The following is a 22,827-nucleotide window of genomic DNA, read 5'->3' as shown; positions in this document are numbered from 1 at the left end:
GCCCCCGCGCAGCTCGTCCATGCGGGTTCGAACGCACGTCCGCGCGCTCAACCCGCGCGCAGACTGACGCAAGAAGCCTTAGAAATTGTCAAGTGTGGGCGAAGATGTCGGTCTCGCCCCAGCCAGCGAGATCGAGCTCGGCGCGATAGGGCAGGAACTGGAAACAGGCCTGGGCGAGCTGCCGGCGGCCTTCGCGCGCCAGCATCGTCTCCAGCTTCTCGTGCAGCGCATGCAGATGCAGGACATCGGAGGCTGCGTAGGCGAGCTGGGCCTCGCTCAGCGTGTCCGCACCCCAGTCCGAGGATTGCTGCTGCTTCGACAATTCGACGCCGAGCAACTCGCGCACGAGATCCTTGAGCCCGTGCCGGTCGGTATAGGTGCGGGTCAGCTTCGAGGCGATCTTGGTGCAGTAGACCGGTGCCGTGACCACGCCGAAGGCATGCTTGAGCACGGCGACATCGAAACGAGCGAAGTGGAAGAGCTTCAGCACGGCCGGATCCTCGAGCAGGCGGATCAGGTTCTTCGGCCGTTCGCCGCCCTTCGGGATCTGCACGACATCGGCGGTGCCGTCACCGCGCGACAACTGGACGACGCAGAGCCGGTCGCGATGCGGGTTGAGGCCGAGCGTCTCGGTGTCGATCGCGACGCTGGATCCGGCGTCGTAGCCGTCCGGCAGGTCGCCGCGATGGAAACGGATGGTCATGCTCAAAACCTCACTCGGGCGGCGCGAACGCGCCCTTCAACTGCACTTCACGGAAACGGGAAACGACAGGCCGCGCGCCAATGGCGACGCAGGTTTCGCAGCTAACGGCCTGCCTCTCCCCGTTCAAGCCCTTTCTGTGCCGAGATAAACTCTTAGGCGCCTCATTAACCCTTTATTCACCATGCGCTTCAACCGCGAAGCTGACCATGCGACAACTGCCCATCGGAGCCCGCAGCATGTCCCTGGTCCGCCTGTTCACTGACTTTCACGGCCGCATCGGACTGCGGACCTTCTGGCTCGGCAGCATCGCAGTCGCGTTGACGCTGCTCGCCACCGAGCGCACCGTTCTGCTTCTGGCGGATCATCGCCACGAGGCGATGATCATCCCCGTCATCAAGGCCCTCGCCCTGTTCCCCTGGGCTGCCCTGGCCGCGAAGCGCGCCACAGACCGCGGCAGCACGCCGCTGTTCGGCATCCTGCTGATCTGCGCCATCGTGCTGCCGGAACATCTGAGACCTCTCGTCTCGATCGGCTGGCGCCCGTCGCTGGAAGCGATCTCGACCATGGCCTGGGTCGTCGCCTTCATCGATCTCGGGCTCCTGCCATCGGCAAAGGCGCGGGACGGGGTTGCGGCAGACCCGGCTGGTGCTAAAGCGGCGGAATGAGCACCGCACCGACCTCCCCCGCCCCTACCCTCTCCTTCGATCCGACCGATCCCGTCGCGCTGACGCAGGCCTTGGTCCGCTGTCCTTCGGTGACGCCCGAGGAAGGCGGAGCGCTCGCGCTGCTCGATGCCGTGCTGTCGGCGGAAGGCTACGCGGTGCACCGCCCCGTCTTCAGGGAGCCGGGCACGCCGGATGTCGAGAATCTCTATGCCCGCATCGGCAGCACCGCGCCGGTCTTCGTGATCGCCGGGCATACCGATGTCGTTCCCGTCGGCGACGCGGCCTCCTGGACCCGCGAGCCCTTCGGCGGCACGATCGAGAACGGCACGCTCTACGGCCGCGGCGCCTGCGACATGAAGGGCGGGCTCGCCGCCATGGTTGCGGCCGCGATCCGCTACCGACGCGACAATCCCGATGCGCCCGGCTCGATCGCCTTCCTGGTCACCGGCGACGAGGAAGGTCCCTCGGTCAACGGCACGGTCAAGCTTCTGGCCTGGGCGCATGAGCGCGGCGAGCGCTTCGACCATTGTATCCTCGGCGAGCCGACCAATCCGGCCGCGATGAGCGACATGATCAAGATCGGCCGGCGGGGCTCGCTGACCGGCAAGCTCATCGTGCAGGGCACGCAGGGCCATGTCGGCTACCCCCATCTCGCCGACAACCCGATCCGGGGCATGGTCCGCCTGCTCGCCGCCCTCGACGCCACTCCGCTCGACGGCGGCACGCAGCATTTCGACCCGAGCAATCTCGAAGTCACGACGCTTGATGTCGGCAACCCCGCGACCAACGTCATCCCGGCGCAGGCGAAGGCGGCCTTCAACATCCGCTTCAACGATAGCTGGACGCCGGAGACGCTCGCCGCCGAGCTGGAACGCCGCCTGCGGGAGGCGGCCGGCAACCAGGTGCGCTATACGCTCGAGGTCCAGCCGACCAATGCGGTGGCCTTCCTGACCGAGCCCGGCCCCTTCGTCGCGCTCGTCACTGAGGCCGTCGAGGCCGAGACCGGCAAGCGCCCGGCGCTCTCGACCACGGGCGGCACCTCCGACGCGCGCTTCATCAAGAACTATTGCCCCGTCGTCGAATACGGGGTGGTCGGCAAGACGATGCACCAGGTCGACGAATGCGTCGCCGTCGCCGACCTCCTGTCGCTCCAGCGGATCACGCAGCGTTTGCTCGCCAGCTATTTCGCTGCGCAGCACCGGGCTTGACGCGCCGAATTCACGGGCCATTATCTCTTCATTAGACGAAAGTCTAAGATCGCAGATAATGGAGACCGTGATGAGGCTGGCAGCCGATGACGTCGCCCGTTCGCTGCGCGGCTCCTGGCACCTGATGACCCGTGGCGCCGAGGCCCTGTCGGAGCTCGACCTGACGCGGGACGGGTTCTGGCGCTCCTTCCTCGCCTTCGCGCTGATGCTGCCCGCGACGATCGCCATCCTCGCAGCCGTGCGGCTGACCGCCGGATTGCCGAACAGCGCCGGCCTCTTCACCGCGCCGGCGCTGGCCCTGTCGGTGACCGCAGCTCTCGCGCTGACGATCCTGGCGGTGCCGGCCCTGCTGATCGCATTGCGCCCGGAACTCGCGCGGAGCCCGCGCTTCACCAGCTTCGTCATCGCCTGGAACTGGGCCGGCATCCTCTCGGCCAGCCTGATGGCGGTTCCCGCGGCGATCTTCGCAATCGGCTGGGCGCCGCCGGCGCTGGCGATCGTGCAATCGCTGTTCTTCGCCGTGATCGTGCTGCGCCTGCGCTATTGCGTGGCGCGCGCCGTCTTCGGACCGGAGAGCCGGGGCATCGCCATGATGCTGGTCATTGCCAGCATCATGCTCGACTACGGCGTCACCCGGCTGTTCGGGCTGTTCTGAGAAGCCTGCGCCTCACTCGACGTAATCGACGCCAGCCAGGTAGAGCCCGCAGGACGGCGCCAGTGCAGCGCATTGCGAGCGGTCGCGCGCAGCCAGCACCTTGCCGACCTTGTTCTCCGGCCAACGCCCCATCCCGACCATCTTCAGGCAGCCGACGATCGAGCGGACCTGATGATGCAGGAAAGAACGGGCGTGGACATAGACGACGATCTCGGAGCCCTCGCGACGGACGTCGCAGCGATCGAGCGTGCGGATCGGGCTGTTGGCCTGGCATTCGGCGGCGCGGAAGGTGGTGAAGTCATGATGGCCGAGCAACGCCTTGGCCGCGCGGTCCATCGCCTCGTGGTCGAGCTTGACCGGCACATGCCAGACCCGATCGCGCTCCAGCGCCGGCTGGGCCCGGCGATCGAGGATGCGATAGACGTAATAGCGGCGCCGCGCCGAGATGCGGGCGTCGAAATCATCAGGCACCAATTCGGCGCTGAGGACAGCGACCGGAATTCGCTTCAGCCGGGCATTGGTCGCATCGCGGACGACATCGGTGCGCCATTCCTTGTCGATATCGACATGGGCGACCTGATGGGTGGCGTGGACCCCGGCATCGGTCCGGCCGGCGCAATGCAGCCTGACCGGATGGCCACAGAAGGCCTCGACCGCCTCCTCGACGCTCTGCTGCACGGACGGGCCGTTGAGCTGGCGCTGCCAACCCGAGAACGGCGTCCCATCGTACTCGATGACGAGCTTGTAGCGCGGCATCAGGCGACCTTCCTCATCCCTGCGCCGTCATCCCGGACAAGCGGCGAAGCCGCGCCGATCCGGGATCCATGCCGGAGCATCGTCGATGAAGGTTCCGGCATGGATCCCGGGTCTTCGCTTCGCTGCGCCCGGGATGACGGCGTAGAGGATGAAATCATCGGTTCAGAGCTTGGCACCGGCTCCGAGCCGGGCGCCACGCAGGAACTCGGCCCCGCTCATCGGCGCCTTGCCGGCGCGCTGGACCTGCAGCAGCTTCACCGCGCCGACGGCGCAGGCGACCGTGCCCTCATCGTCGAGCAGCGTACCGGGCTCGGCCGCGCCGCCGGCACGGGCGGTGCGCAGGATCTTGAGCCGCTCCAGCCCCTTGCCGAGATCAATCTCGGCGAAGGCGCCCGGGAAGGGCGAGAGGCCGCGCACGAGGTCATGGACCTGCTGGGCCGGCAGCGACCAGTTCAGCTTCGCCTCCGCATTGGCGATCTTGCTGGCATAGGTCACGCCTTCCTCCGGCTGCGGCGTGAACTGCAGGCCGCCGCGCCCGAGCGCCGCGAGCGCGCGCACCATCAGGTCGGCGCCGAGAGGACTCAATCTGTCGTGCAATTCGCCGGCCGTCATGTCAGGGCCGATCGCCAGCTTCTCGACCATCGCGACGGGGCCGGTGTCGAGACCGGCTTCCATCTTCATCACGCAGACGCCGCTCTCGGCATCGCCCGCCATGATCGCGCGCTGGATCGGGGCAGCGCCGCGCCAGCGCGGCAGCAGCGAGGCATGAAGGTTGAGGCAGCCGAGTTCGGGCAGATCGAGGATCGCCTGGGGCAGGATCATGCCGTAGGCGACGACGACCGCGACATCGGCCTGATGCGAGGCGATGATCTCGGCCTGCTCCGGCGTCTTCAGCGTCTTGGGGGTGAAGACCGGGATGCCGAAGCGTTCGGCGGCGCGATGCACCGGCGAAGGCTTCAGTTCGAGGCCCCGCCCCGCCTGCGCCGGGGCACGGGTGTAGCAGGAGACGACCTCATGCCCCTGGCCGACGATCTCGGTCAGCACCGGCACGGCGAAATCCGGCGTGCCCATGAAGATGACGCGCAAACTCATACGCTCGACCTTACCTAAAAACGAATGTCATCCCGGGCGACCGAAAGGGGGCCTGGGATTCTGCCTGAACCTTTGCCGGATGCACTCCGGCATGGATTCCGGATCTACGCTGCGCTCCGTCCGGAATGACAGCGCATCGATCGCAAATCTCAAGCCGCCGAACGCTTGGCCGACTTGGCGAATTTCTTGGTGACGCGCTCGCGCTTCAGCCGCGAGAGATGGTCGATGAAGAGAACGCCGTTGAGATGGTCGATCTCGTGCTGCAGGCAGGTCGCCAGCAGGCCGTCGGCCGCGATCTCCTGCGTCTTGCCGTCGAGATCCATGTAGCGGACCTTGACCTCGGCCGGGCGCTCGACCTCCTCGTAATATTCGGGGATCGAGAGGCAGCCTTCCTCGTAAACGCTGAATTCCTCCGAAGACCAGGTGATCTCCGGATTGATGAAGACCTGCGGCTTCTTCGGCTCGGGCTCCTCGCCCTCCTTCGCCTCCGGCTTCGACAGGTCGATCGTCACCACGCGCAGCGGCACGCCGATCTGGATCGCGGCGAGACCGATGCCGGGCGCGTCGTACATCGTCTCGAACATGTCCGCGACCAGCGTCCTGATCTCGGGCGTGACAGCCTCGACCGGCTTCGAGACGAGGCGAAGCTGGGCGTCGGGCAGGATGACGAGCGGGCGAACGGACATGGGATTCCAAGGGAAAAGAGCTGTTGAACCGGGGACATAAGCATTTGTGAGAGGACGGTCAAACTGTTCCGCTTTCGTTCGCCATTACCAGCCGAATCGGCTAGGCTCCCGTGCATGAACGAGATCGCCTTCACCCTGCTGGAACGCCCGGTGACCTGGGCCGAAGCTGCGCTCGGCTTCGGGGCGCTGAGTCTCGTCCTGCTGCTGATGGCGGTGATTGCCGGCTGGCGCGGCGGCAAGGCCCGCGCGATCGAAGCCGCGATGGCCACCGAGCGCGCCCGCGAGATGGACGACAAGGTCGCGGAGATGAACCGCCAGCAGGCGGAGCTCGCCGGCCGGATGCAGTCCATGGCCGAGATCCTCTCGACCCGGCAGGGCGATCTCGCACGGCTCGTCGCCGACCGGATGGACGGGCTGAGCCACAAGGTCGGGCAAGGGCTGGAACGGAACGTCCAGCAGACCACCGAGAGCCTCGGCAAGCTGCAGGAGCGGCTGGCGGTGATCGACAACGCCCAGAAGAACCTGACGGACCTGACATCCGAGGTCGTGACGCTCAGAGACGTGCTCGCCAACAAGCAGGCGCGCGGCGCCTATGGCCAGGGCCGGATGGAAGCGATCATCCGCGACGGCCTGCCCGCCGCCTTCTTCGCCTTCCAGCCGCAGCTCTCGAACGGGAAGCGGCCGGACTGCTTGGTCACCCTGCCCGGCGACGGACGCGGCCTCGTCATCGACGCCAAATTCCCGCTGGAGAGCTTCACGCTGCTGCGCGAGGCCCGTGGCGACGACGCCAGGAAGGCCGCCGGCCAGCGCGTGCGCAGCGATGTCGGCGTGCATGTGAAGGATATCGCCGAGCGCTATTTCCTGCCGGGCGAGACGCAGGACGTCGCACTGCTCTTCGTGCCCTCGGAATCGATCTACGCCGACCTGCACGAACATTTCGACGATGTCGTGCAGCGGGCGCACCGGGCCCGCATCATGATCGTCTCGCCCTCCCTGCTGGCTCTGGCGATCCAACTGATGCAGTCGCTGGTGCGCGATGCCCGGATGCGCGAGGAAGCGCAGGTGATCCAGAGCGAGGTTGGCAAGTTGCTCGACGACGTGCGCCGGCTCGGCGAGCGCGTCGACAAGCTCGACAATCATTTCCGGCAGGCACAGGACGATGTCGGCCAGATCAAGACCTCGGCCGGCAAGGTCACCAGCCGCGCCGAAAAGATCGGCGCGCTCGATTTCGACGACGAGAAGAGCGAGCCGAAGCTGCCCTTCGCCAAGGGGCTGGAGCTGAAGCGCGCGGCCGAATAGCGGCCGCCTGCCCCCTTCCGAGAGCGCCACCCATGGGGCGCATCAAGAAGAACACGCAACTATAACTAGAATTACAACCACTAGTTGAGGGTGCAAAATTAATGCGCGCCAACCTCCCGCTTATCGTTAGAGCAACTTTAAGAGTTCTCTGAAAATTTGAGGGGAAATCGCAACCTGAATACAGTCGCCTGTCATGTTTCGAACCGGACGAGCCCGACGATTGCCTAGAAAATAGGCACCCCGAATACCCCCACCACTCTCCTCATCATCGCGGCCTCTCCCCGGAAAGTTCATCATGGCCTTGAGCATTAAGACCAAGCTGGCGAGCGCGCTCGTCGCGCTGACTCTCTGCGTCCTCGTCGTCGGCGCTTGCGGATTCCTAGCCCTTCGATCCGTCACACAGCGGGTCGACGAAGTTGTCCAGAACAACGTCATCCCGATGGAGCAGTTGCGCATCGTCAGCGACATGTACGCGGTCAATGTCGTCGACACGATCTGGAAGGCGCAGAGCAACCAGATCACCTGGACGAACGCGCTGAAGAGCGTCCAGGACGCGGTGGGGAATATCGACAAGGGCTGGAAGGCCTACCTGCCCACCATCACGGCCGCCGACGAAAAGCAGATTGCCGAACAGGCGACGGTGCTGATGAAGACCGGCGATGCCGCCGTTGCCAAGTTGATCGGCATTCTGAAGGAGCGTGACGAGAGCGCGCTGCGCATGTTCGCCACTGACGAGCTCTACAAGGCGATCGACCCGATCTCCGCCAAGCTCGGGGAGCTGACCTCGATGCAGCTCTCCCAGGCACGAGACCGGGGCATGGAAGCACAGTCCATCGCCGGCTCCGCCACCATCCTGTTGCTGGTCATGGCCGGTGGCGCCTTGCTGGTCGCTGCCCTGGCGCTGGCCTTCGTCATCGGCGGCATCGTGCGCCCCCTTGCCGGCATGACCGACGCGATGAAGCGCCTGGCCGGCGGCGAGCAGGATGTCACGGTGCCCAGCATCGGCCGCCGCGACGAGATCGGCGACATGGCTGGAGCCCTGCAGATCTTCCAGGAGAATGCCGCCCGCGTCCGTGCACTGGAAGAGCAGGAGCGCATCGCTGCGGCCGCGCGTCTCGCCCGGGCGCAGTCGATGGAAGCGGTCGTCTCCGATGTCAGCGAGGTCGTTGCAGCGGCGGCGGCCGGTGATTTCTCGGCACGGCTCCAGATCGACGACGGCGACGAACAGATGCAGCGACTGGTCGCCGGCATCAACGAGATCAACCGCGTCGTCGACAGCGCCACGACCGAGTTCGCGGACATCCTCCAGGCGATCGCCGGCGGCGACCTGACGCGCCAGATCGGAACCGGCTACCGCGGCCGCTTCGCCGACCTGAAGGGCGCGATCAACGAGACGGTGGACCGCCTCTCGGCGACGGTCGCGACGATCCAGACAACCTCGGCCGATGTCGGCCTCGCCGCACGCGAGATCAGCATAGGTGCCGACGACCTGTCGAAGCGCACCGAGGAACAGGCTTCCTCGCTGGAGCAGACGGCCGCCACGACCGAAGAGCTCGCAGCCTCGGTCAAGGCCTCGGCCCAGGCTTCCCGTTCGGCGGCAACCGCTGCGGATGAGGCGGCAAGCGCTGCGCGGTCCGGCGGCACGATTGCCGGCCAGGCGGTCGATGCCATGGCCCGGATCGAGACCGCATCGCAGAAGATCTCCGACATCATCCGGGTGATCGACGACATCGCCTTCCAGACCAACCTGCTCGCGCTCAATGCTGCAGTCGAGGCGGCGCGCGCCGGTGACGCCGGCAAGGGCTTCGCCGTCGTCGCCTCCGAGGTCCGGACACTGGCGCAGCGTTCCAGCGAAGCGGCGAAGGACATCTCCGAGCTGATCTCCTCGTCCAATGCCGAGGTCGGCGAGGGCGTGAAGCTGGTGCGCAGGGCCGGCGAAGCCCTGACGCAGATTCTCGCGGCCTCGCAGAAGGTCGCGGCGACGATCGCCGACATCTCGGCAGCCTCGGGCGAGCAGGCCAACGGCATCGACGAGATGAGCCAGGCGGTGGCGCATCTCGACGAGATGACCCAGCAAAACGCGGCCCTGTCCGAGCAGAGCGCCGCTTCCGCCAATTCGCTGTCCGGCCGGATCGAACAGCTCAACGCGCTGGTTGCGACCTTCAAGACCAATCAGGGCGGCGCTGCCGTGTCGCGCGTACCCGCCTCGATCAGCTCGGCTGCATCCGAACCGGATCGTTTGCGCCAGCTCGCCGAAGCAGCCTTCCACCAATCGCGGCGCCCCGCCGCAGCGAAGGCCGAGCCTGCCCCCGTCAAGCGCGCGGTCAATGCTCGCAACGGCAGCACCGGCTGGGAAGAGTTCTAGCCCCTCCTCCCATCCAATACTGTTTCAATGCGCCTCCTGACCCGTGTCAGGAGGCGTTGTTTTGCAGGGTCGCCGACAGCTCCGGCTTCACATTCAGCGTCTGGAAGACCACGCAATAGCGCTCGGTGAGCTTGAGCAGCGTGTCGAGCTTTTCCTGCGGCGCATCGGTCTCGACGTCGAAGAACAGGCGGATCGCCTTGAAACCGACCGCCGCGTCCTTGGCGACGCCGAGCGTGCCGCGGAAATCGAGATCGCCCTCGGCGCGGACCACGCCCTTCTTCAGTTCGATCTCCAACGCGGTCGCGACCGCCTTCAGCGTCACGCCGGCGCAGGCGACCAGCGCCTCCAGCAGCATGTCGCCGGAGCAGAGCTCGGCGCCGGAGCCGCCGGTGGCGGGATGCAGGCCAGCGAGCGCGATGGCGCGGCCGGTCTCGACCTTGCAGGCGATGTGCTGGTCGTCGAGTTCACCATGAGCCTTCAGCGTGATGATCGCCGCCTCGGGATTGGTGCGGTATTCGTCCTTGAGCGGGGCCTGCAAGGCGCGCAGCGCGGTGACGTCCATGATCATGATCCTCTTGAAGCGGCCCGCTGGCTTGTAGCGATTTCAGGCCGCTGCCTCCACCTCCGGCACGGCATGCCGGCTTTCCTTGTCGAGCGCCCGGCGCAACTCGCGGCGCAGGGTGACGAAGCCGACGGAGCCCTCCTCGCGCGGACGCGCCAGCAGGTTGTCGAGGCTGAAGGCAACCGGGCCCGGCTGCCGTGGCAGGACGAGGATGCGATCGGCCAGACGCAGAGCCTCCTCGACGGAGCCGGGGGCGATGACGACGGCAGGGCGCGCCTGCGTACAGAGTTCCGGCAGGAAGGCAGCGAGCCGAGCACGCGCCTCGGCATCGAGCGCGGCAAAAGGCTCGTCGATCAGCAGCAGGTGCGGCCTGACCAGCAGGAGGCGGGCGATGGCCAGCCGCAGCAGCCCCTCCGGCGAGAGCTCAGCCGGCCGCTGCTTTGCCTGCGCGGCAAGACCGAGGCGGACCAGCACATTGGCGATCAGCCCCTCGCGCTCAAACGGCGTCGCCTTCGGCAGGACGAAAGCGAGATTCTCCGTGAGATCGAGCCAGGCAAAGAAACGTGGCCGGGCGCAGAGCAGGCCGATCTCAGCCGTCGGCACCGCTCCCTCATCGGCTTGCAGGCTGGCGAAAGCGCGCAGCGCCCCCTTCCGCACCTCGGACGAACCGAGCAGGGCGACGATCTCGCCGGCGCGGGGGCGCGGCAGGACGTGTTCGGTAGAGCGGGAGACATCGTGAAGAGCGGCCGGCATCGCTGGCTCCATCCATAGACAAGGCGGAAGGAGCGCCGACGGCATCAGCCGTCCCGTCGTCCCGCGCTTTAGCTGCATTTGTTTCGCGCCCGCAAGCTGAGGCTCAAATCGGCGCGTGTCCTCTTCTAAGGTCCGAACGTCCGTTTTGTCAAACGACCCTCACCACCACATACCAGCGGTCTCGGCCGCCTTCTCCTGATGCGGAGCCTCGTCGCGCAAGGAGCGGTCGAGCGTGCGCAGGGCCTCGCGCTTCGTCGCCTCGAAGGCCGGCGAAAGCCGATCACGCGGGCGGGCGAGCGGGTTGTCGAGTTCGTCGAAGATGCGGCCGGGCTTGGGCTGCATCACGACGATGCGGTCGGCCAGCGTCACGGCTTCCTCGACGTCATGCGTGACCATGACCACGGTCGGGCGGCTTTCCTGCCAGAGCGCCAGCAGGTGGCCATGCAGACTCGTCCGCGTCGTGGCATCGAGCGCCGAGAAAGGCTCGTCCATCAGCAGAAGCTTAGGCCGTGTGACGAGGGCACGCGCGATCGCGACGCGCTGCTGCTGACCGCCGGAAAGCTCGCGCGGCCAGCGCTTCTCGTGACCGGCGAGGCCTACGCGGACGAGCGCGTTGGTCACCAGCCCGCCGCGCTCGGAGGCCGGCAGATGCGAGAGCCCGAAGCCGACATTCTCGGCGACACTAAGCCAGGGGAAGAGCCGCGGCTCCTGGAAGATGACGCCGACATCGGCGCGCGGCTCGGCGATCGCCTCGCCGTCGAGGCGGATGGCGCCCTCGCTCGGCCGGTCGAGACCCGCAACGAGGCGCAGCAAGGTGGTCTTGCCGCAGCCGGAACCGCCGAGCAGAGCGACGATCTCGCCACGCCCGACATCGAGCGTGATCGCCGAGAGGGCGCGTGTGCCGTCGGCATATGTCTTGGAGAGCCGGTCGAAACTCAGCACCGGGACGCCCCTCAAAGCTTGTCGCGCGCCGTATCCTGCCAGGTCAGGAACGGACGCGTGATGGCGACGAGCAGGCCGTCCGCCAGCTTGCCGAGCACGGCAAAGCTGATGATGGCCGCGATGATGGTATCGGGGCGGCCGAGCTGCTGGCCGTCCACGAGCAGGTAGCCCAGCCCCTCGCTCGCCCCCATGATCTCGGCCGCGACCACGAACATGAAGCCGAGGCCGAGCCCGGAGCGCAGGGCCGTGACCCAGGCCGGCAGGATCGCCGGCAGCAGGACGCGTCTGGTCATGGCGAGGCGCGAGAGGCGGAAGACGCGGCCAACCTCAACGATCTTGCGGTCGATGCCCTGGATCGCGGCGGCGACGCCGAGATAGACCGGAAAGAAGACGCCGACCGCGATCAGCGCCACCTTCGAGGCCTCGAAGATGCCGAGCCAGAGAATGAAGAGCGGTACCCAGGCGATCGAGGGGATCGCGCGCAGGGCCTGCAAGGTCGGATCGAGCAGGCTGCGAGCGACGGGCAGAGCGCCCGTCACCGCGCCGAGCACGGTCCCGGCAAGCGCGCCGAGGCCGAAGCCTGCGGCGACCCGCCAGAGCGTCGCGCCGGCATGGGTCAGAAGCTCGCCCGAGGCTGCAAGCCCCCAAAGCGTGCGGCCGACGACGCTGGGGGGCGGCATCAGGCGGCCATTGGCGATGCCGGCCGCGACGAGCCCTTCCCAGAGGATGGCCAGCACGACCGGCAGGACGAAGCCGGCGATCGCGAGCCGATAGGAACGGCGTGAAGCGGCGGGGCGCCGCTCCGGCTCATCCACGGCGGCTGCGATCTCCAGGACGCTCATCGCCTCGGACCTGCCGTCAGTTGGTGGCGGCGAAGCGCCGGTCGACCAAGCTGTCGACGGCGGCCTTCACATCGGTCGTGGCCGGCAGCACGCCCGCTTCCTTGAGCGCTAGGCCCGCGGCGGTGATCGTGTCGACCTGCGCCTGGCCGATCGCCGAATGGGTCAGCTCGGTGCGGGTGAGCTGGCGCTCGATCACCGGCTCGGACAGCTTGGTGTACTCGACCAGAACCTTCTTGAGTTCGGCCGGATTGGCACGCGCATAGGCCCGCGCTTCCTCGTAGGCGGCGAGAACCTTCTTCACCAGCGCCGGGTTCTCGTTGGCGAAGGCCTCGCGGACATTGAGGATGCCCCAGGTGTTGTCCTCGGCCTTGCGGTAGAACAGCTTGGCGCCGCTCTCGACCTCGGCGGCGGCCATCAACGGATCGAGCCCGGCCCAGGCATCGACATCGCCGCGCTCCAGTGCAAGGCGGCCATCGGCATGCTGGAGCAGGACGAGCTTGACGTCCTTCTCGGTCAGCTTGGCATCGGCCAGTGCCCGGACGAGAAAGATATGCGGATCGGTGCCGCGGGTGACGGCGACGCGCTTGCCTTTGAGATCGGCGACCTTGGTAATCTCGCTCTTGGCGCCGGTGACCAGCGCCGTCCATTCCGGCCGGGAATACACATAGATCGACTTGATCGGGTTGCCGTTGATCTTGCCGATCAGCGCGGCGGCGCCTGCCGTCGAACCGAAATCGATCGAGCCAGCATTGAGGAACTCGAGCGCCTTGTTCGATCCGGCGGACAGGACCCAGCGCACCTTGATGCCGTCGGCCTCGAGCGCCTTCTCGAGGATGCCGCGCTCCTTCAGCACGAGGCTGACGGGATTGTAGGTCGCGTAGTCGATCCGGATTTCCTTGGGCACTTGCGCAAAGACCGGCGCGGCGAGGCCGGCGGCGGCGACGAAAGCGAGCGCGAGGCGGCGGGTGATGCTGGTCATGGGGCTTATCCCTCTGGCGATGATGCGAGGGATCGGGACGGGTGGCGTCCGTTGCCCCACGCTTTAGCTGCACTTGTTTCGCGCCCGCAAGCTGGTGGCTCAAATCGGCGCGTATCCGACTTTTAGGTCCAATCGTTCTGTTTGTCAAACAACACGCGGCGTAGTGTTTTTTACTATAATTCACATTATTTGGCGTTTAAATTTCTCCTCTCACATGCCCGTTCCTCATGTTACGAGAGACGACGCCTGCTGGAACGGAGCTTTCGTGACCGCGCCTCCCGCCAAGCCTGCCCTGCCGCTCGCCGAGATGCTGCACAGCCCCGAGGCCGGGATCGCGCGGCTGCTCGAGACGATCAACCGGCGCGACAAGACGCGGATGCGGCAGGCCCTGATCGCGGGCTTGAGGCAGCTGCTGGATGAGGGCCATGCCTCGGCACGGGCGATCCTCGCGGGCCCGCGCGGCGGGCTTGCCTGCGCGCATCGGCTTTCGGCGGTGATGGATGCCGTGGTGCGCGGGCTGCACAGCGCCGCAGTCACCTATTTCTATCCAGCCGACAATCCATCGCAATCGGAACGCATCGCGGTGGTCGCCGTCGGCGGCTACGGGCGCGGCACGCTGGCGCCGGGCTCGGATGTCGACCTGCTCTTCCTGTTCCCGCACAAGCAGACGGCCTGGGGCGAGAGCGTGGTCGAATCCATGCTCTATCCGCTCTGGGACCTGAAGCTGAAGACCGGCCATTCGGTGCGTTCGATCGACGATTGCGTGCGCGAGGCCCGCGCCGACATGACGATCCGCACCGCGCTGCTGGAAGCCCGCTTCCTGGTGGGCGACCGCTCGCTCTTCGACGAGATGGTCCGCCGCTTCGATGCCGAGGTGGTCGAGGGCACGGCCCAGGCGTTCACCGAGGCCAAGCTCGCCGAGCGCGAACTCAGGGTGCAGCGGGCCGGCGCCTCGCGCTATCTGGTCGAGCCCAACGTCAAGGACGGCAAGGGTGGCTTGCGCGACCTCAACACGCTGTTCTGGATCGCCAAATACGCCTACCGCGTCCATGACGTACGCGACCTCGTCGAAGCCGGACTGTTCGACAAGCAGGAACTCCAGATGTTCCAGCGCTCCGAGGAATTCCTCTGGCGCACGCGTTGCTGGCTGCATTTCATCACCGGCCGGGCCGAGGAGCGCCTGTCCTTCGACCTGCAAAGGCAGGTCGCGGCGGAGGTCGGCTATGCCGGCCGCAGCGGACAGGCGCCGGTCGAGCGCTTCATGAAAGCGTACTTCCTGATCGCCAAGGATGTCGGCGACCTCACCGCTATCGTCTGCGCCGCGCTGGAAGCCCGCCAGCAGAAGCCGCGCGCCAGCCTGTCGAAGCTGCTCGGCACCTTCGCCAAGCGCAAGCGCGAGCGTTCACTCGGACACATCGACTTCAAGCTGACGAGCCAGCGCCTCGATGTGGTCGACGACAGCGCCTTCGAGCGCGATCCGGTCAACCTGCTCCGGCTCTACGCCATCGCCAGCCGCGAGGACCTCGCCATCCACCCGGATGCCAGCCGCCTCGTAACGCAGTCGCTCCGGCTGGTCACGCCGGGCCTGCGCAACGAGCCGGAGGCCAACCGCATCTTCCTGGAGATCCTGACCGGACGGCGCTCGCCGGAGGTGGTGCTCAGGCGCATGAACGAATCCGGCCTGCTCGGCCGCTTTGTCCCGGATTTCGGCCGCGTCGTCGCGATGATGCAGTTCAACATGTACCACCACTACACGGTGGACGAGCATCTGATCCGCGCCATGGGCGTACTGGCCGAGATCGATGCCGGCGGGCTGGAGGCCGAACATCCGCTCGCCAACGAGATCATGCCGACAATCGCCAACCGGCGGGCCCTCTATGTCGCGCTCTTCCTGCACGACATCGCCAAGGGCCGCCCCGAAGACCATTCGATCGCCGGCGCCCGGATCGCCCGCAAGCTCGGACCACGCTTCGGCCTGACCAGTGCACAGACGGAGACCGCCTCCTGGCTGGTCGAGCATCATCTCGACATGTCGACGGTGGCGCAAAGCCGCGACCTCGGCGACCCCAAGACGATCGAGAGCTTCGCCGCGACCGTCCAGACGCTGGAGCGGCTGAAGCTGCTGCTGATCCTCACCGTCGCCGACATCAAGGCGGTCGGACCCGGCGTCTGGAACGGCTGGAAGGGGCAGCTGCTGCGCACGCTCTACTACGAGACCGAGCTCGTGCTCACCGGCGGGCATTCGGCGGTCGAGCGCAAGGCGCGCGTGGCGATGAAGCAGGACGAATTGCGCCGGCGCCTCTCCGATTGGAGCGCCGGGGAGCGCGACGCCTATGTCGCCCGCCATTACCCGGCCTACTGGATCAAGGTCGACCCGGAGCAGCAGGAGAAGCACGCGCGCTTCCTGCACGAGGCGGAAGCTGCCGGGCGCACCACAGCGACCATCGTCGAAACCGACCAGTTCCGCGGCGTGACCGAACTCACCGTGCTCGCGCCCGACCATCCGCGCCTGCTCGCCATCGTCACCGGTGCCTGTGCGGCTGCCGGCGGCAATATCGTCGATGCGCAGATCTTCACCACCAGCGACGGGCTCGTGCTCGACACGATCTCGGTCTCGCGCGCCTTCGACCGCGACGACGACGAATTGCGCCGGGCCGAGCGCATCGCCGCCGCGATCGAGCGGGCGCTGAAGGGCGAGATCAAGATCGCCGACCTCGTCGCCCAGCGCCGCGCCCCGCCGCCGCGCGGCCAGACCTTCCAGGTCGAGCCCGAGGTCGTCATCGACAACGTGCTCTCGGCGCGCCACACGGTGCTGGAGGTTTCGGGCCTCGACCGGCCCGGCCTGCTCTACGATCTCACCACCGCGATCGGAAAGCTCAACCTCAACATCGCCTCGGCCCATATCGCGACCTTCGGCGAGAAGGCGGTCGACGTGTTCTACGTCACCGACCTGACCCATGCGAAAATCGTCTCGACCGGCCGGCAACTGACGATCCGCAAAGCCCTCATCGACGTGTTCAAGTTCGAAGCGGAGAAGCCGGCCGCAGCCAAGGCGAAAGTGCCGGCCCGCGCTTGATTTAAACGACCATAAGGCCGATATCCGGCACGAACGCGGCTGCACACCGGGATGACCGGCCAGGCCCTGCAAGGGGCGGCGCAGCCAGCTCTTTAGTTGCCGCATTTTCTTCACGCGAACCGGTAGCCGCTTCGCTTGAAAATGCTGAGAAAGGGACGTGACGATAAAATGACGCAGAACCCTGCGACGGAAGACCCCAACCTCGAAGCCGGCGCGGACGCGCCCGAGCAGGCGGCAACCGCCGAGGCAGGCCTCGCGGCGCAGCTCGCCAAGCTCCAGGCCGAACGCGACGACCTCAAGGACAAGCTGCTCCGGACGCTCGCCGAGATGGAGAACCTGCGCCGCCGCACCGAGCGCGAGATCGCCGATGCCAAGGCCTATGCCGTGACCAGCTTCGCCCGCGACATGCTCGGCTCCTCCGACAATCTGCGCCGGGCGCTGGAAAGCCTGCCCGCCGACACCATGAAGACCGCCGATGCCGCGGTGAAGGCGTTGCACGAAGGCGTCGAGCTGACCGAGCGCGAACTGCTCAAGACTCTGGAGCGTCACGGCGTGCGCCAGATCGACCCGCAGGGCGAGAAGTTCGATCCCAACCTGCACCAGGCGATGTTCGAGGCCCCCGACGCAGCAATCGCCAAGGGGCTGGTCTCGAAGGTCGTGCAGACCGGCTACAAGATCGGCGAGCGCGTCCTGCGCCCGGCGCTGGTCGGCGTCTCCGCCGGAGCCCCCAAGGCCCCGGACGCGCCCGCCGGCGAACCGACCCAGCACTGACCCCGTGTTCGAGGTCGCCGGCGTCGCCATCTTCGCGCTGACCGGCGCCCTCGTCGCCGCCCGCAAGGGCATGGACCCGTTCGGCTTCGTCCTGCTGGCGACCGTCACCGGCGTCGGCGGCGGCACTCTGCGCGATGTCCTGCTCGGGCACGGCATCTTCTGGGTGTGGGACCCGAGCGACGTCATCGCCTGTCTGATCGTCGCGCTTGGCGCCTGGCTGCTCGCCTATCTCAAGCCCGGCGTTCTGGAAGGCTGGGGCGGGCGCAAGCTGCTGATCTGGGCCGACGCAGCCGGCTTCTCGCTCTTCGCCGTGATCGGCACGTTGAAAGGGCTCGACGCCGCGGCGCCCGTGCTCTCGGCCGTCGCGCTCGGCGCGATGACCGCGACCTTCGGCGGCATCCTGCGCGACATTCTAGCCGGTGACCGGCCGATGCTGCTGTGGGGCCGTGACTTTTACGTCACCGCCGCAACGGCCGGCGCCGCAACGACAGCGGCGCTGACCGGGCTGGGTCTCTCCGCCGCGCTGGTGATGTTGGGAGGTTTCGTGGTCTGCTTCGGACTGCGGGCGGGCTCGTTGCTGTTCGGCTGGTCATTCCCGAGCCTGCCTCACAAGACGCCCGACTAAGCCTTCGGCTTCGTCACCCGCCGCAAGGTCAGATTGATCCGCCCGCCCTCCGGCAGCAGCGTCGACGAGCCCGTCAGGATGCGGTCGATGCCATGATAGGCGAGCCGCGCCTCGCCGCCGAAGAGCAGCACATCGCCGGACGCGAGCTTGAGCGAGGTCGTCTTGCCGCCGCGCGTCGTGCCGCCAATGCGGAAGAGTGCGGCATCGCCGAGCGAGACCGACAGGACGGGAGCATCGAAATCCTGCTCGTCACGATCCTGATGCAGGCCCATCTTGGCGCCGGCAGCATAGAAATTGACCAGGCAGGCCTCGGGCGGGTGCGGATAGCCGGCCAATTCCCGCCAGAGGTCGAGCAGCGGCGCCGGCATGATCGGCCAGGGCTCGCCGGTCTCGGGGTGCTCAGGCTGGTAGCGATAGCCACGCTCGTCCGACACCCAGCCGAGCGAGCCACAATTGGTCATGCGGACCGAGAAGGGCGTGCCGCTCTTCGGCATGCGCGGCTGGAAGAACGGCGCCTTGCGCGCGACTGCCCTGAGCTCCGCCACCAGCGCCGCCTGCTCCTCCGGCGCCAGCCGGCCCGGCCAGTGGACGACGCCCGGCGCGACGGTGACGCGGGTCATGGTCAGAGCGCGTCGAGGCCGAGCACGTCGGCCATGGAATAGAGACCCGCCTTGCGGCCTCGGCCCCAGAGCGCGGCCTTGACCGCGCCTTGCGCGAAGAGGCTGCGATCCTCGGCGACATGGGCGAGCTCGAGCCGTTCGCCACTCCCTGCGAAAATCACCTTGTGGTCGCCCACGACCGTGCCGCCGCGCAGGGCCGCGAAGCCGATCGTGCCGGGCTCGCGCGCCCCGGTGATGCCGTCGCGGTCGGCGACGCGCTGCTTTGCCAGATCGACCGCCCTGCCCTCGGCCGCCGCCTCGCCGAGCAGCACCGCGGTGCCGGAGGGCGCATCGACCTTCATGCGGTGATGCATCTCGACGATCTCGATGTCCCAGTCGGTGCCCAGCGTCGCTGCAACCTTGCGCACCAACGCCGCAAGCAGGTTGACGCCGAGGCTCATATTGCCGGAGCGGATGATCGGCGTGCGCTTTGCCGCCTCAGCCAGCTCGGCCAGATGCTTGGGCTCAAGCCCGGTCGTGCCGACGACATGCAGAATGCCGGCATCGGCAGCGAGCCTGGCGAAAGCGACCGTCGCGTCCGGCGCCGTGAAATCGAGGACGCCATCGGCAGCCGCGAAGGCAGCCGCGGCATCGCTGGTCACCTTGACGCCGGAGGCCGGCAGGCCGGCGAGGATGCCAGCGTCGTTGCCGAGCGCGGCGGAGCCCGGGCGCTCGATCGCGGCCACCAGCGTGCAGCCCTGCGCCTGATCGATGGCGCGGATCAGCATCCGGCCCATCCGCCCGGCGGCACCGACGACGACGAGACGCATATCACTCATGGAAGGCGGGCTCCGGGCTGGCTCTGCAGCGAAAGCAGATGTCTTCGCCAGTAACCCAATAGACCGGGCTCCGCCAGCCGAACACCCGAAAGCCGCGCATAGCAAAACGGCCGGGTTGCCCCGGCCGTCTCGTATTCCTCACGCGATCGGCGCTCAGGCCGCCTGCTGGATGCCCGAGAGCTTCCAGGCGCCGCCACGCTCACGCAGGAAGGTCCAGTACTCGCTGACCTCCTGGGTCTGCGTCGCACTGCCGTCGACGACCTTGCCGGACTTGCGGTCGTAGACCGCGTTGATCAGGCTGAAGCGCATCGCGACCGTCGCGTAATCGGTATTCCCTTCCTTCCAAGCCTGAGACAGGTCGCCCTGCAGCAGCTTGACGTCGGAGACGCGGTCGACCACGCCGCGGCCGGCATTGTCGCTGAGATCCTCGTCGAAATAGCCGAACATCTCGGGCGTCGTCCGCTGGCGCAAACCGGCCTCGTCCTCGTTGGAATAGGCCGTGTTGACCTCACCGAGCAGGCGCTCGAAGGCGTTGAAATCCTCGCCCGTGAGTTCGAGCGGCTGCGGCTGCACCGCAGCAGCGGCGGCGCCGCCACCGAAACCGCCCATGCGAGCCATGGCAGGCTGCGACTGCGGAGCGTCATGACCCTGACGGGCATAGGGCGCACCCGCACCGGCGAGCTGCGGCTCGGAACGGCGGCGGAAGAAGCGGATGGCGAGCATGACGATGCCGACGATCAGGCCGATCTGCAGCAGGAAGCCGAGCATGCCGGCGAGCGAGGCCAGGCCGCTGAAGAAGCCCGAGCCCGAGAGCATGCCGAACAGGCCCGCGCCGAGCAGGCCAGCGCCGATACCCATCATCATGTTGCGCGCGAAGGACGGGCGGGCGGCCTGCGCCGCGGCGCCGGCGGCCGCCGGTCCAGCCATCGACGGCGAAGCCGGCGAGGACGGAGCGGAGCGCTGGAAAGTCTGGGCGCCACCGGGCGTCGTATTCGTCGACGGCGGCGCGCTATTGGTGAACGACCCACGGCTGCCCGAGCTGCGGCCACCACCTGGACGGGCTTCGGCAACGAGCGGCACGAGCAACAGGGCCCCGGCGACCAGGGCGACGGCACGTCCACGACGGGCGAGCGAAATCAGAGACATTGTTCCTCCCGGAGCCCTCCATGGGCCCACTGCCGCCCAATATGGAGACAGGCCGCTGCCCACGCAAGGCCCCCTCCGGCTAACAGACTGAAACTCCTGACTATTTCAAATCGGTGCATAATTATTCGTTGCGATCGGGTCGATATGGTAATCTGGCGGATCGCCTCGCCCAGCGAGGCGTGGGAAGAGCGCCATGACCGGACCCGGACCGAGGCCTCACCGACACCGCATGCTGAGCTGGATGCTCGCAATCGCGGTCCTGTTCCTTCTGAGCGAAGCGGCTGCGGCCGGCGAGCCCGCGGTCGCGCTGGACAAGCCGCGCCTCGCCCAGGCGCCGGAGCCGCTCTGCTTCTGCTGGAACGATGGCCGCAAGATCGCCGAAGGTTCCAAGTCCTGCATCAGGACCACGCAGGGGCGACGCGTCGCGACCTGCGGGCGGGTGGTCAACATGATGTCCTGGGAAGTGACGGAAACAGCCTGCCCGGAAAGCTGAAACTCCGCGATCGGGAAACGGCCTTTCGGAAACGAAAACGCCGCCGGGACTTCTTCCCGGCGGCGTTGTTGTCATTGCTCTTGTGGTCCTAGCGACTTCGAGACTGACCCGCTGTCAGAACGCTCCCAGAACGATCGCCATCATGAAAACGAAGGCCGCACCCATGATCAATCGGTCGAGACGTAGCGTGACACTCATCACACCCTCCTGTGTCATTGACCTGTCGCGGAAGCTACCAGAACTGACGAAGGCCGCAAGAGGGCGGCATCGTGGCAACCCGAGGACGGAGGCTAGATCACCCTTAATCATCGGTTAAATCCTTGATTAGATTTGGGGATATTTCTGGCTGCGAAATTTGGTCGCGAGCCCTGTGCGACGCCGTGCCACAGCTTCGCCACGGTTCGACCAAGGGCCCCCGCCAACTGATCTTGCCGACATCTGGGGCAGCATTCGCAACCGCTGCATCCGCCTCGGTTAAGGCCGGAAACGGCGTATTAAGGCGTGATTCACCACGGCGCCAAAGTTAATCCGCCTGTGGCGGCCTGGACGCAGTCGGTTGAGAAACCGTTCACCAGGCGCTTCGCATTTGAATGGTCATGCGACGCGCTCATCTCGCCCTCATCGCACTCGGCATCGTCGGCGCAACCGGCCTTGCGGGCTGCGGCAAGTTCCAGAAGCCCCAGCGCGCCGCCTGGCGCGACCAGGCGGAAGCCGCCTGCATGGCCTCGCGCGAAGTGCAGTTCTCGTCCTATGTCAGCCTGCGCGGCAAGGCGATCGACGGGCCGGGGACCTGCGGCATGCAGCAGCCGCTCAAGGTCTCCGCCTTCTCGGGCGGCGGCATCGGGCTGACCAGTTCGGCCACCCTCTCCTGCCCCATCGTCGCGACCACCGACAAATGGCTGGCCGAGGTGGTGCAGCCGGCCGCGATGAACGTGCTCGGCGCCCAGGTCATCGAACTGCGGGCCGGCTCCTACTCCTGCCGGGCGATGAACAACGGCACGGGCACGTCGCGCACGTCGGAGCACGCCTTCGGCAACGCCGTCGACGTCTTCTCCTTCCGGCTCAACGACAACCGCGTCGTCACCGTCAAGGACGGCTGGCGCGGCTCGCCCGAGGAGCAGAACTTCCTGCGCGAGGTCTTCGTCGGTGCCTGCGAGCATTTCTCGACGGTGCTCGGCCCGGGTGCCGACCCCTTCCACTACGACCATTTCCATATCGACCTGGCCCGGCATTCGAAGGGCCGGCGCATCTGCAAGCCGATGATCAAGTACACGCCGAACTACAACCTGCCGCCGCCGGACCCGACCCGGCCCTATTCGATGGCCCAGACACAGCCGCGCGGCGCGGCGCCGCCGGCCGGCACCGTGGTCGCGGGCGGCGGCTTGCTCCGCCAGCCGGGTGATGGGCTGCGGCCTCCCGGCGCGGTTCAGGGCGGCTATCCCGTCGCGAGCTATGCCCAGGGTCAGCCCCGGAGCCTCGATTCGCAACAGCGCTTCCTCGAGCAGTACGACGCGCGCCAGCGGCAGGGGCATTTCCAGCCGCAACCGCTCCCCAGCGAGAATCGCGGGCCGCTGACCCTGCCGGGCGCCGTGCCGCCGACGGAGGAGGCCGTTCTTGGCGACGAAGGTGGAACCGGTGTCGTCGACATCGAAGGTGAGGATCAGGCTCAGCCGATGATCACGCCGCAGCGCGACCCCTTCGCCTACAGCTCCGGACGAGTCCCGCCGCGGCGCTGAACAAGGTTCGCCGCTCTCGGGCGGCGAGCGGCTTT

The 22,827-nt window shown here is 67.1% G+C and carries 22 protein-coding genes; 10 read left to right on the top strand and 12 right to left on the bottom strand.

Annotated features, from left to right (window positions below; genetic code table 11):
• Nucleotides 1-88: 88 nt before the first annotated feature.
• Nucleotides 89-703, bottom strand: coding sequence for a ribonuclease D (locus tag ACODTJ_RS00765; RefSeq protein ID WP_454658156.1), 615 nt, complete (start codon nt 701-703; stop codon nt 89-91).
• 236 nt (nt 704-939) lie between these two features.
• Between ACODTJ_RS00765 and ACODTJ_RS00760 the strand changes: the two genes are divergently transcribed.
• The 3 genes from ACODTJ_RS00760 (at nt 940) to ACODTJ_RS00750 (ending at nt 3,231) form a co-directional block, all read left to right on the top strand.
• Nucleotides 940-1,368, top strand: coding sequence for a DUF805 domain-containing protein (locus ACODTJ_RS00760; RefSeq protein ID WP_454658157.1), 429 nt, complete (start codon nt 940-942; stop codon nt 1,366-1,368).
• On the top strand, nt 1,365-2,576 hold the full coding sequence (dapE, locus tag ACODTJ_RS00755; RefSeq protein WP_454658158.1) for a succinyl-diaminopimelate desuccinylase: 1,212 nt from the start codon (nt 1,365-1,367) through the stop codon (nt 2,574-2,576). The genes ACODTJ_RS00760 and dapE overlap by 4 nt, the downstream gene beginning before the upstream one ends.
• 70 nt (nt 2,577-2,646) lie before the next feature.
• Nucleotides 2,647-3,231, top strand: coding sequence for a hypothetical protein (locus ACODTJ_RS00750; RefSeq protein ID WP_454658159.1), 585 nt, complete (start codon nt 2,647-2,649; stop codon nt 3,229-3,231).
• Nucleotides 3,232-3,243: 12 nt separating this feature from the next.
• Here the strand turns inward: ACODTJ_RS00750 and truA are convergent, their stop codons facing one another.
• The 3 genes from truA to def form a co-directional block, all read right to left on the bottom strand.
• Nucleotides 3,244-3,987 (bottom strand): tRNA pseudouridine(38-40) synthase TruA, encoded by a 744-nt coding sequence (gene truA, locus ACODTJ_RS00745; RefSeq protein WP_454658160.1) that lies wholly within the window; start codon nt 3,985-3,987, stop codon nt 3,244-3,246.
• Between the two features lie 162 nt (nt 3,988-4,149).
• Complete coding sequence (fmt, locus tag ACODTJ_RS00740; protein ID WP_454658161.1) at nt 4,150-5,079, bottom strand: methionyl-tRNA formyltransferase; 930 nt, start codon at nt 5,077-5,079, stop codon at nt 4,150-4,152.
• 149 nt (nt 5,080-5,228) lie between these two features.
• Entirely contained in the window at nt 5,229-5,765 is a 537-nt protein-coding gene (gene def / locus ACODTJ_RS00735) for a peptide deformylase (protein WP_454658162.1), read from the bottom strand.
• 114 nt (nt 5,766-5,879) lie between these two features.
• On the opposite strand from def, the gene ACODTJ_RS00730 reads away from it, so the two are divergent.
• Nucleotides 5,880-7,064 carry a DNA recombination protein RmuC gene (locus ACODTJ_RS00730; protein WP_454658163.1) on the top strand — a complete coding sequence of 395 codons (1,185 nt, stop codon included), beginning with the start codon at nt 5,880-5,882 and terminating at the stop codon, nt 7,062-7,064.
• A 295-nt stretch (nt 7,065-7,359) separates the two neighbouring features.
• A complete protein-coding gene (locus tag ACODTJ_RS00725; RefSeq protein WP_454658164.1) occupies nt 7,360-9,429 on the top strand; it encodes a HAMP domain-containing methyl-accepting chemotaxis protein in 2,070 nt (689 codons plus the stop codon).
• Between the two features lie 46 nt (nt 9,430-9,475).
• On the opposite strand, the gene ACODTJ_RS00720 is transcribed toward ACODTJ_RS00725, so the two are convergent.
• The 5 genes from ACODTJ_RS00720 to ACODTJ_RS00700 form a co-directional block, all read right to left on the bottom strand.
• A complete protein-coding gene (locus ACODTJ_RS00720; RefSeq protein ID WP_454658165.1) occupies nt 9,476-9,991 on the bottom strand; it encodes an OsmC family protein in 516 nt (171 codons plus the stop codon).
• Nucleotides 9,992-10,033: 42 nt separating this feature from the next.
• Complete coding sequence (locus ACODTJ_RS00715) at nt 10,034-10,744, bottom strand: ATP-binding cassette domain-containing protein (RefSeq protein WP_454658166.1); 711 nt, start codon at nt 10,742-10,744, stop codon at nt 10,034-10,036.
• Between the two features lie 159 nt (nt 10,745-10,903).
• Entirely contained in the window at nt 10,904-11,686 is a 783-nt protein-coding gene (locus ACODTJ_RS00710) for an ABC transporter ATP-binding protein (RefSeq protein ID WP_454658167.1), read from the bottom strand.
• Nucleotides 11,687-11,697: 11 nt separating this feature from the next.
• Complete coding sequence (locus tag ACODTJ_RS00705) at nt 11,698-12,528, bottom strand: ABC transporter permease (RefSeq protein ID WP_454658168.1); 831 nt, start codon at nt 12,526-12,528, stop codon at nt 11,698-11,700.
• A 16-nt stretch (nt 12,529-12,544) separates the two neighbouring features.
• Nucleotides 12,545-13,507: an aliphatic sulfonate ABC transporter substrate-binding protein gene (locus tag ACODTJ_RS00700; protein ID WP_454658169.1), complete on the bottom strand. Its 963-nt coding sequence runs from the start codon at nt 13,505-13,507 to the stop codon at nt 12,545-12,547.
• A gap of 310 nt (nt 13,508-13,817) precedes the next feature.
• Here ACODTJ_RS00700 and ACODTJ_RS00695 point away from each other — a divergent pair, with 310 nt between their 5' ends.
• The 3 genes from ACODTJ_RS00695 to ACODTJ_RS00685 all read left to right on the top strand — a co-directional run bounded on the left by ACODTJ_RS00695 (nt 13,818) and on the right by ACODTJ_RS00685 (nt 17,979).
• Complete coding sequence (locus ACODTJ_RS00695) at nt 13,818-16,583, top strand: [protein-PII] uridylyltransferase (RefSeq protein ID WP_454659043.1); 2,766 nt, start codon at nt 13,818-13,820, stop codon at nt 16,581-16,583.
• A gap of 168 nt (nt 16,584-16,751) precedes the next feature.
• Nucleotides 16,752-17,354, top strand: a complete 603-nt coding sequence (grpE, locus tag ACODTJ_RS00690; protein WP_454658170.1) for a nucleotide exchange factor GrpE — start codon at nt 16,752-16,754, stop codon at nt 17,352-17,354.
• 4 nt (nt 17,355-17,358) lie between these two features.
• Entirely contained in the window at nt 17,359-17,979 is a 621-nt protein-coding gene (locus ACODTJ_RS00685) for a trimeric intracellular cation channel family protein (RefSeq protein ID WP_454658171.1), read from the top strand.
• On the opposite strand, the gene ACODTJ_RS00680 is transcribed toward ACODTJ_RS00685, so the two are convergent.
• The 3 genes from ACODTJ_RS00680 to ACODTJ_RS00670 form a co-directional block, all read right to left on the bottom strand.
• Complete coding sequence (locus tag ACODTJ_RS00680) at nt 17,976-18,599, bottom strand: alpha-ketoglutarate-dependent dioxygenase AlkB family protein (RefSeq protein ID WP_454658172.1); 624 nt, start codon at nt 18,597-18,599, stop codon at nt 17,976-17,978. The genes ACODTJ_RS00685 and ACODTJ_RS00680 overlap by 4 nt on opposite strands.
• 2 nt (nt 18,600-18,601) lie before the next feature.
• Nucleotides 18,602-19,408: a 4-hydroxy-tetrahydrodipicolinate reductase gene (gene dapB, locus ACODTJ_RS00675; RefSeq protein ID WP_454659044.1), complete on the bottom strand. Its 807-nt coding sequence runs from the start codon at nt 19,406-19,408 to the stop codon at nt 18,602-18,604.
• Nucleotides 19,409-19,570: 162 nt separating this feature from the next.
• Nucleotides 19,571-20,563, bottom strand: coding sequence for a Tim44 domain-containing protein (locus tag ACODTJ_RS00670; RefSeq protein WP_454658173.1), 993 nt, complete (start codon nt 20,561-20,563; stop codon nt 19,571-19,573).
• 229 nt (nt 20,564-20,792) lie between these two features.
• Here ACODTJ_RS00670 and ACODTJ_RS00665 point away from each other — a divergent pair, with 229 nt between their 5' ends.
• Together ACODTJ_RS00665 and ACODTJ_RS00660 are read left to right on the top strand one after the other, a co-directional pair.
• Nucleotides 20,793-21,056 carry a hypothetical protein gene (locus ACODTJ_RS00665; RefSeq protein WP_488847333.1) on the top strand — a complete coding sequence of 88 codons (264 nt, stop codon included), beginning with the start codon at nt 20,793-20,795 and terminating at the stop codon, nt 21,054-21,056.
• 596 nt (nt 21,057-21,652) lie between these two features.
• Nucleotides 21,653-22,792: an extensin-like domain-containing protein gene (locus ACODTJ_RS00660; RefSeq protein ID WP_488847331.1), complete on the top strand. Its 1,140-nt coding sequence runs from the start codon at nt 21,653-21,655 to the stop codon at nt 22,790-22,792.
• The last annotated feature ends 35 nt before the right edge of the window (nt 22,793-22,827 follow it).

The sequence above is a fragment of the Allobosea sp. FG18 genome (genome assembly GCF_057809495.1).
The sequence above is the reverse complement of the archived record's forward strand: the minus strand, read 5'-3'. Positions and strand labels throughout refer to the sequence as shown.

Excerpts from the sequence above, each read along its gene's own strand:
- ACODTJ_RS00765 (WP_454658156.1), bottom strand. The coding sequence starts at position 703 with ATGACCATCCGTTTCCATCGCGGCGACCTGCCGGACGGCTACGACGCC.
- ACODTJ_RS00760 (WP_454658157.1), top strand. The coding sequence starts at position 940 with ATGTCCCTGGTCCGCCTGTTCACTGACTTTCACGGCCGCATCGGACTG.
- dapE (WP_454658158.1), top strand. The coding sequence starts at position 1,365 with ATGAGCACCGCACCGACCTCCCCCGCCCCTACCCTCTCCTTCGATCCG.
- ACODTJ_RS00750 (WP_454658159.1), top strand. The coding sequence starts at position 2,647 with ATGAGGCTGGCAGCCGATGACGTCGCCCGTTCGCTGCGCGGCTCCTGG.
- truA (WP_454658160.1), bottom strand. The coding sequence starts at position 3,987 with ATGCCGCGCTACAAGCTCGTCATCGAGTACGATGGGACGCCGTTCTCG.
- fmt (WP_454658161.1), bottom strand. The coding sequence starts at position 5,079 with ATGAGTTTGCGCGTCATCTTCATGGGCACGCCGGATTTCGCCGTGCCG.
- def (WP_454658162.1), bottom strand. The coding sequence starts at position 5,765 with ATGTCCGTTCGCCCGCTCGTCATCCTGCCCGACGCCCAGCTTCGCCTC.
- ACODTJ_RS00730 (WP_454658163.1), top strand. The coding sequence starts at position 5,880 with ATGAACGAGATCGCCTTCACCCTGCTGGAACGCCCGGTGACCTGGGCC.
- ACODTJ_RS00725 (WP_454658164.1), top strand. The coding sequence starts at position 7,360 with ATGGCCTTGAGCATTAAGACCAAGCTGGCGAGCGCGCTCGTCGCGCTG.
- ACODTJ_RS00720 (WP_454658165.1), bottom strand. The coding sequence starts at position 9,991 with ATGGACGTCACCGCGCTGCGCGCCTTGCAGGCCCCGCTCAAGGACGAA.
- ACODTJ_RS00715 (WP_454658166.1), bottom strand. The coding sequence starts at position 10,744 with ATGCCGGCCGCTCTTCACGATGTCTCCCGCTCTACCGAACACGTCCTG.
- ACODTJ_RS00705 (WP_454658168.1), bottom strand. The coding sequence starts at position 12,528 with ATGAGCGTCCTGGAGATCGCAGCCGCCGTGGATGAGCCGGAGCGGCGC.
- ACODTJ_RS00700 (WP_454658169.1), bottom strand. The coding sequence starts at position 13,507 with ATGACCAGCATCACCCGCCGCCTCGCGCTCGCTTTCGTCGCCGCCGCC.
- grpE (WP_454658170.1), top strand. The coding sequence starts at position 16,752 with ATGACGCAGAACCCTGCGACGGAAGACCCCAACCTCGAAGCCGGCGCG.
- ACODTJ_RS00680 (WP_454658172.1), bottom strand. The coding sequence starts at position 18,599 with ATGACCCGCGTCACCGTCGCGCCGGGCGTCGTCCACTGGCCGGGCCGG.
- dapB (WP_454659044.1), bottom strand. The coding sequence starts at position 19,408 with ATGCGTCTCGTCGTCGTCGGTGCCGCCGGGCGGATGGGCCGGATGCTG.
- ACODTJ_RS00670 (WP_454658173.1), bottom strand. The coding sequence starts at position 20,563 with ATGTCTCTGATTTCGCTCGCCCGTCGTGGACGTGCCGTCGCCCTGGTC.
- ACODTJ_RS00665 (WP_488847333.1), top strand. The coding sequence starts at position 20,793 with ATGCTGAGCTGGATGCTCGCAATCGCGGTCCTGTTCCTTCTGAGCGAA.
- ACODTJ_RS00660 (WP_488847331.1), top strand. The coding sequence starts at position 21,653 with ATGCGACGCGCTCATCTCGCCCTCATCGCACTCGGCATCGTCGGCGCA.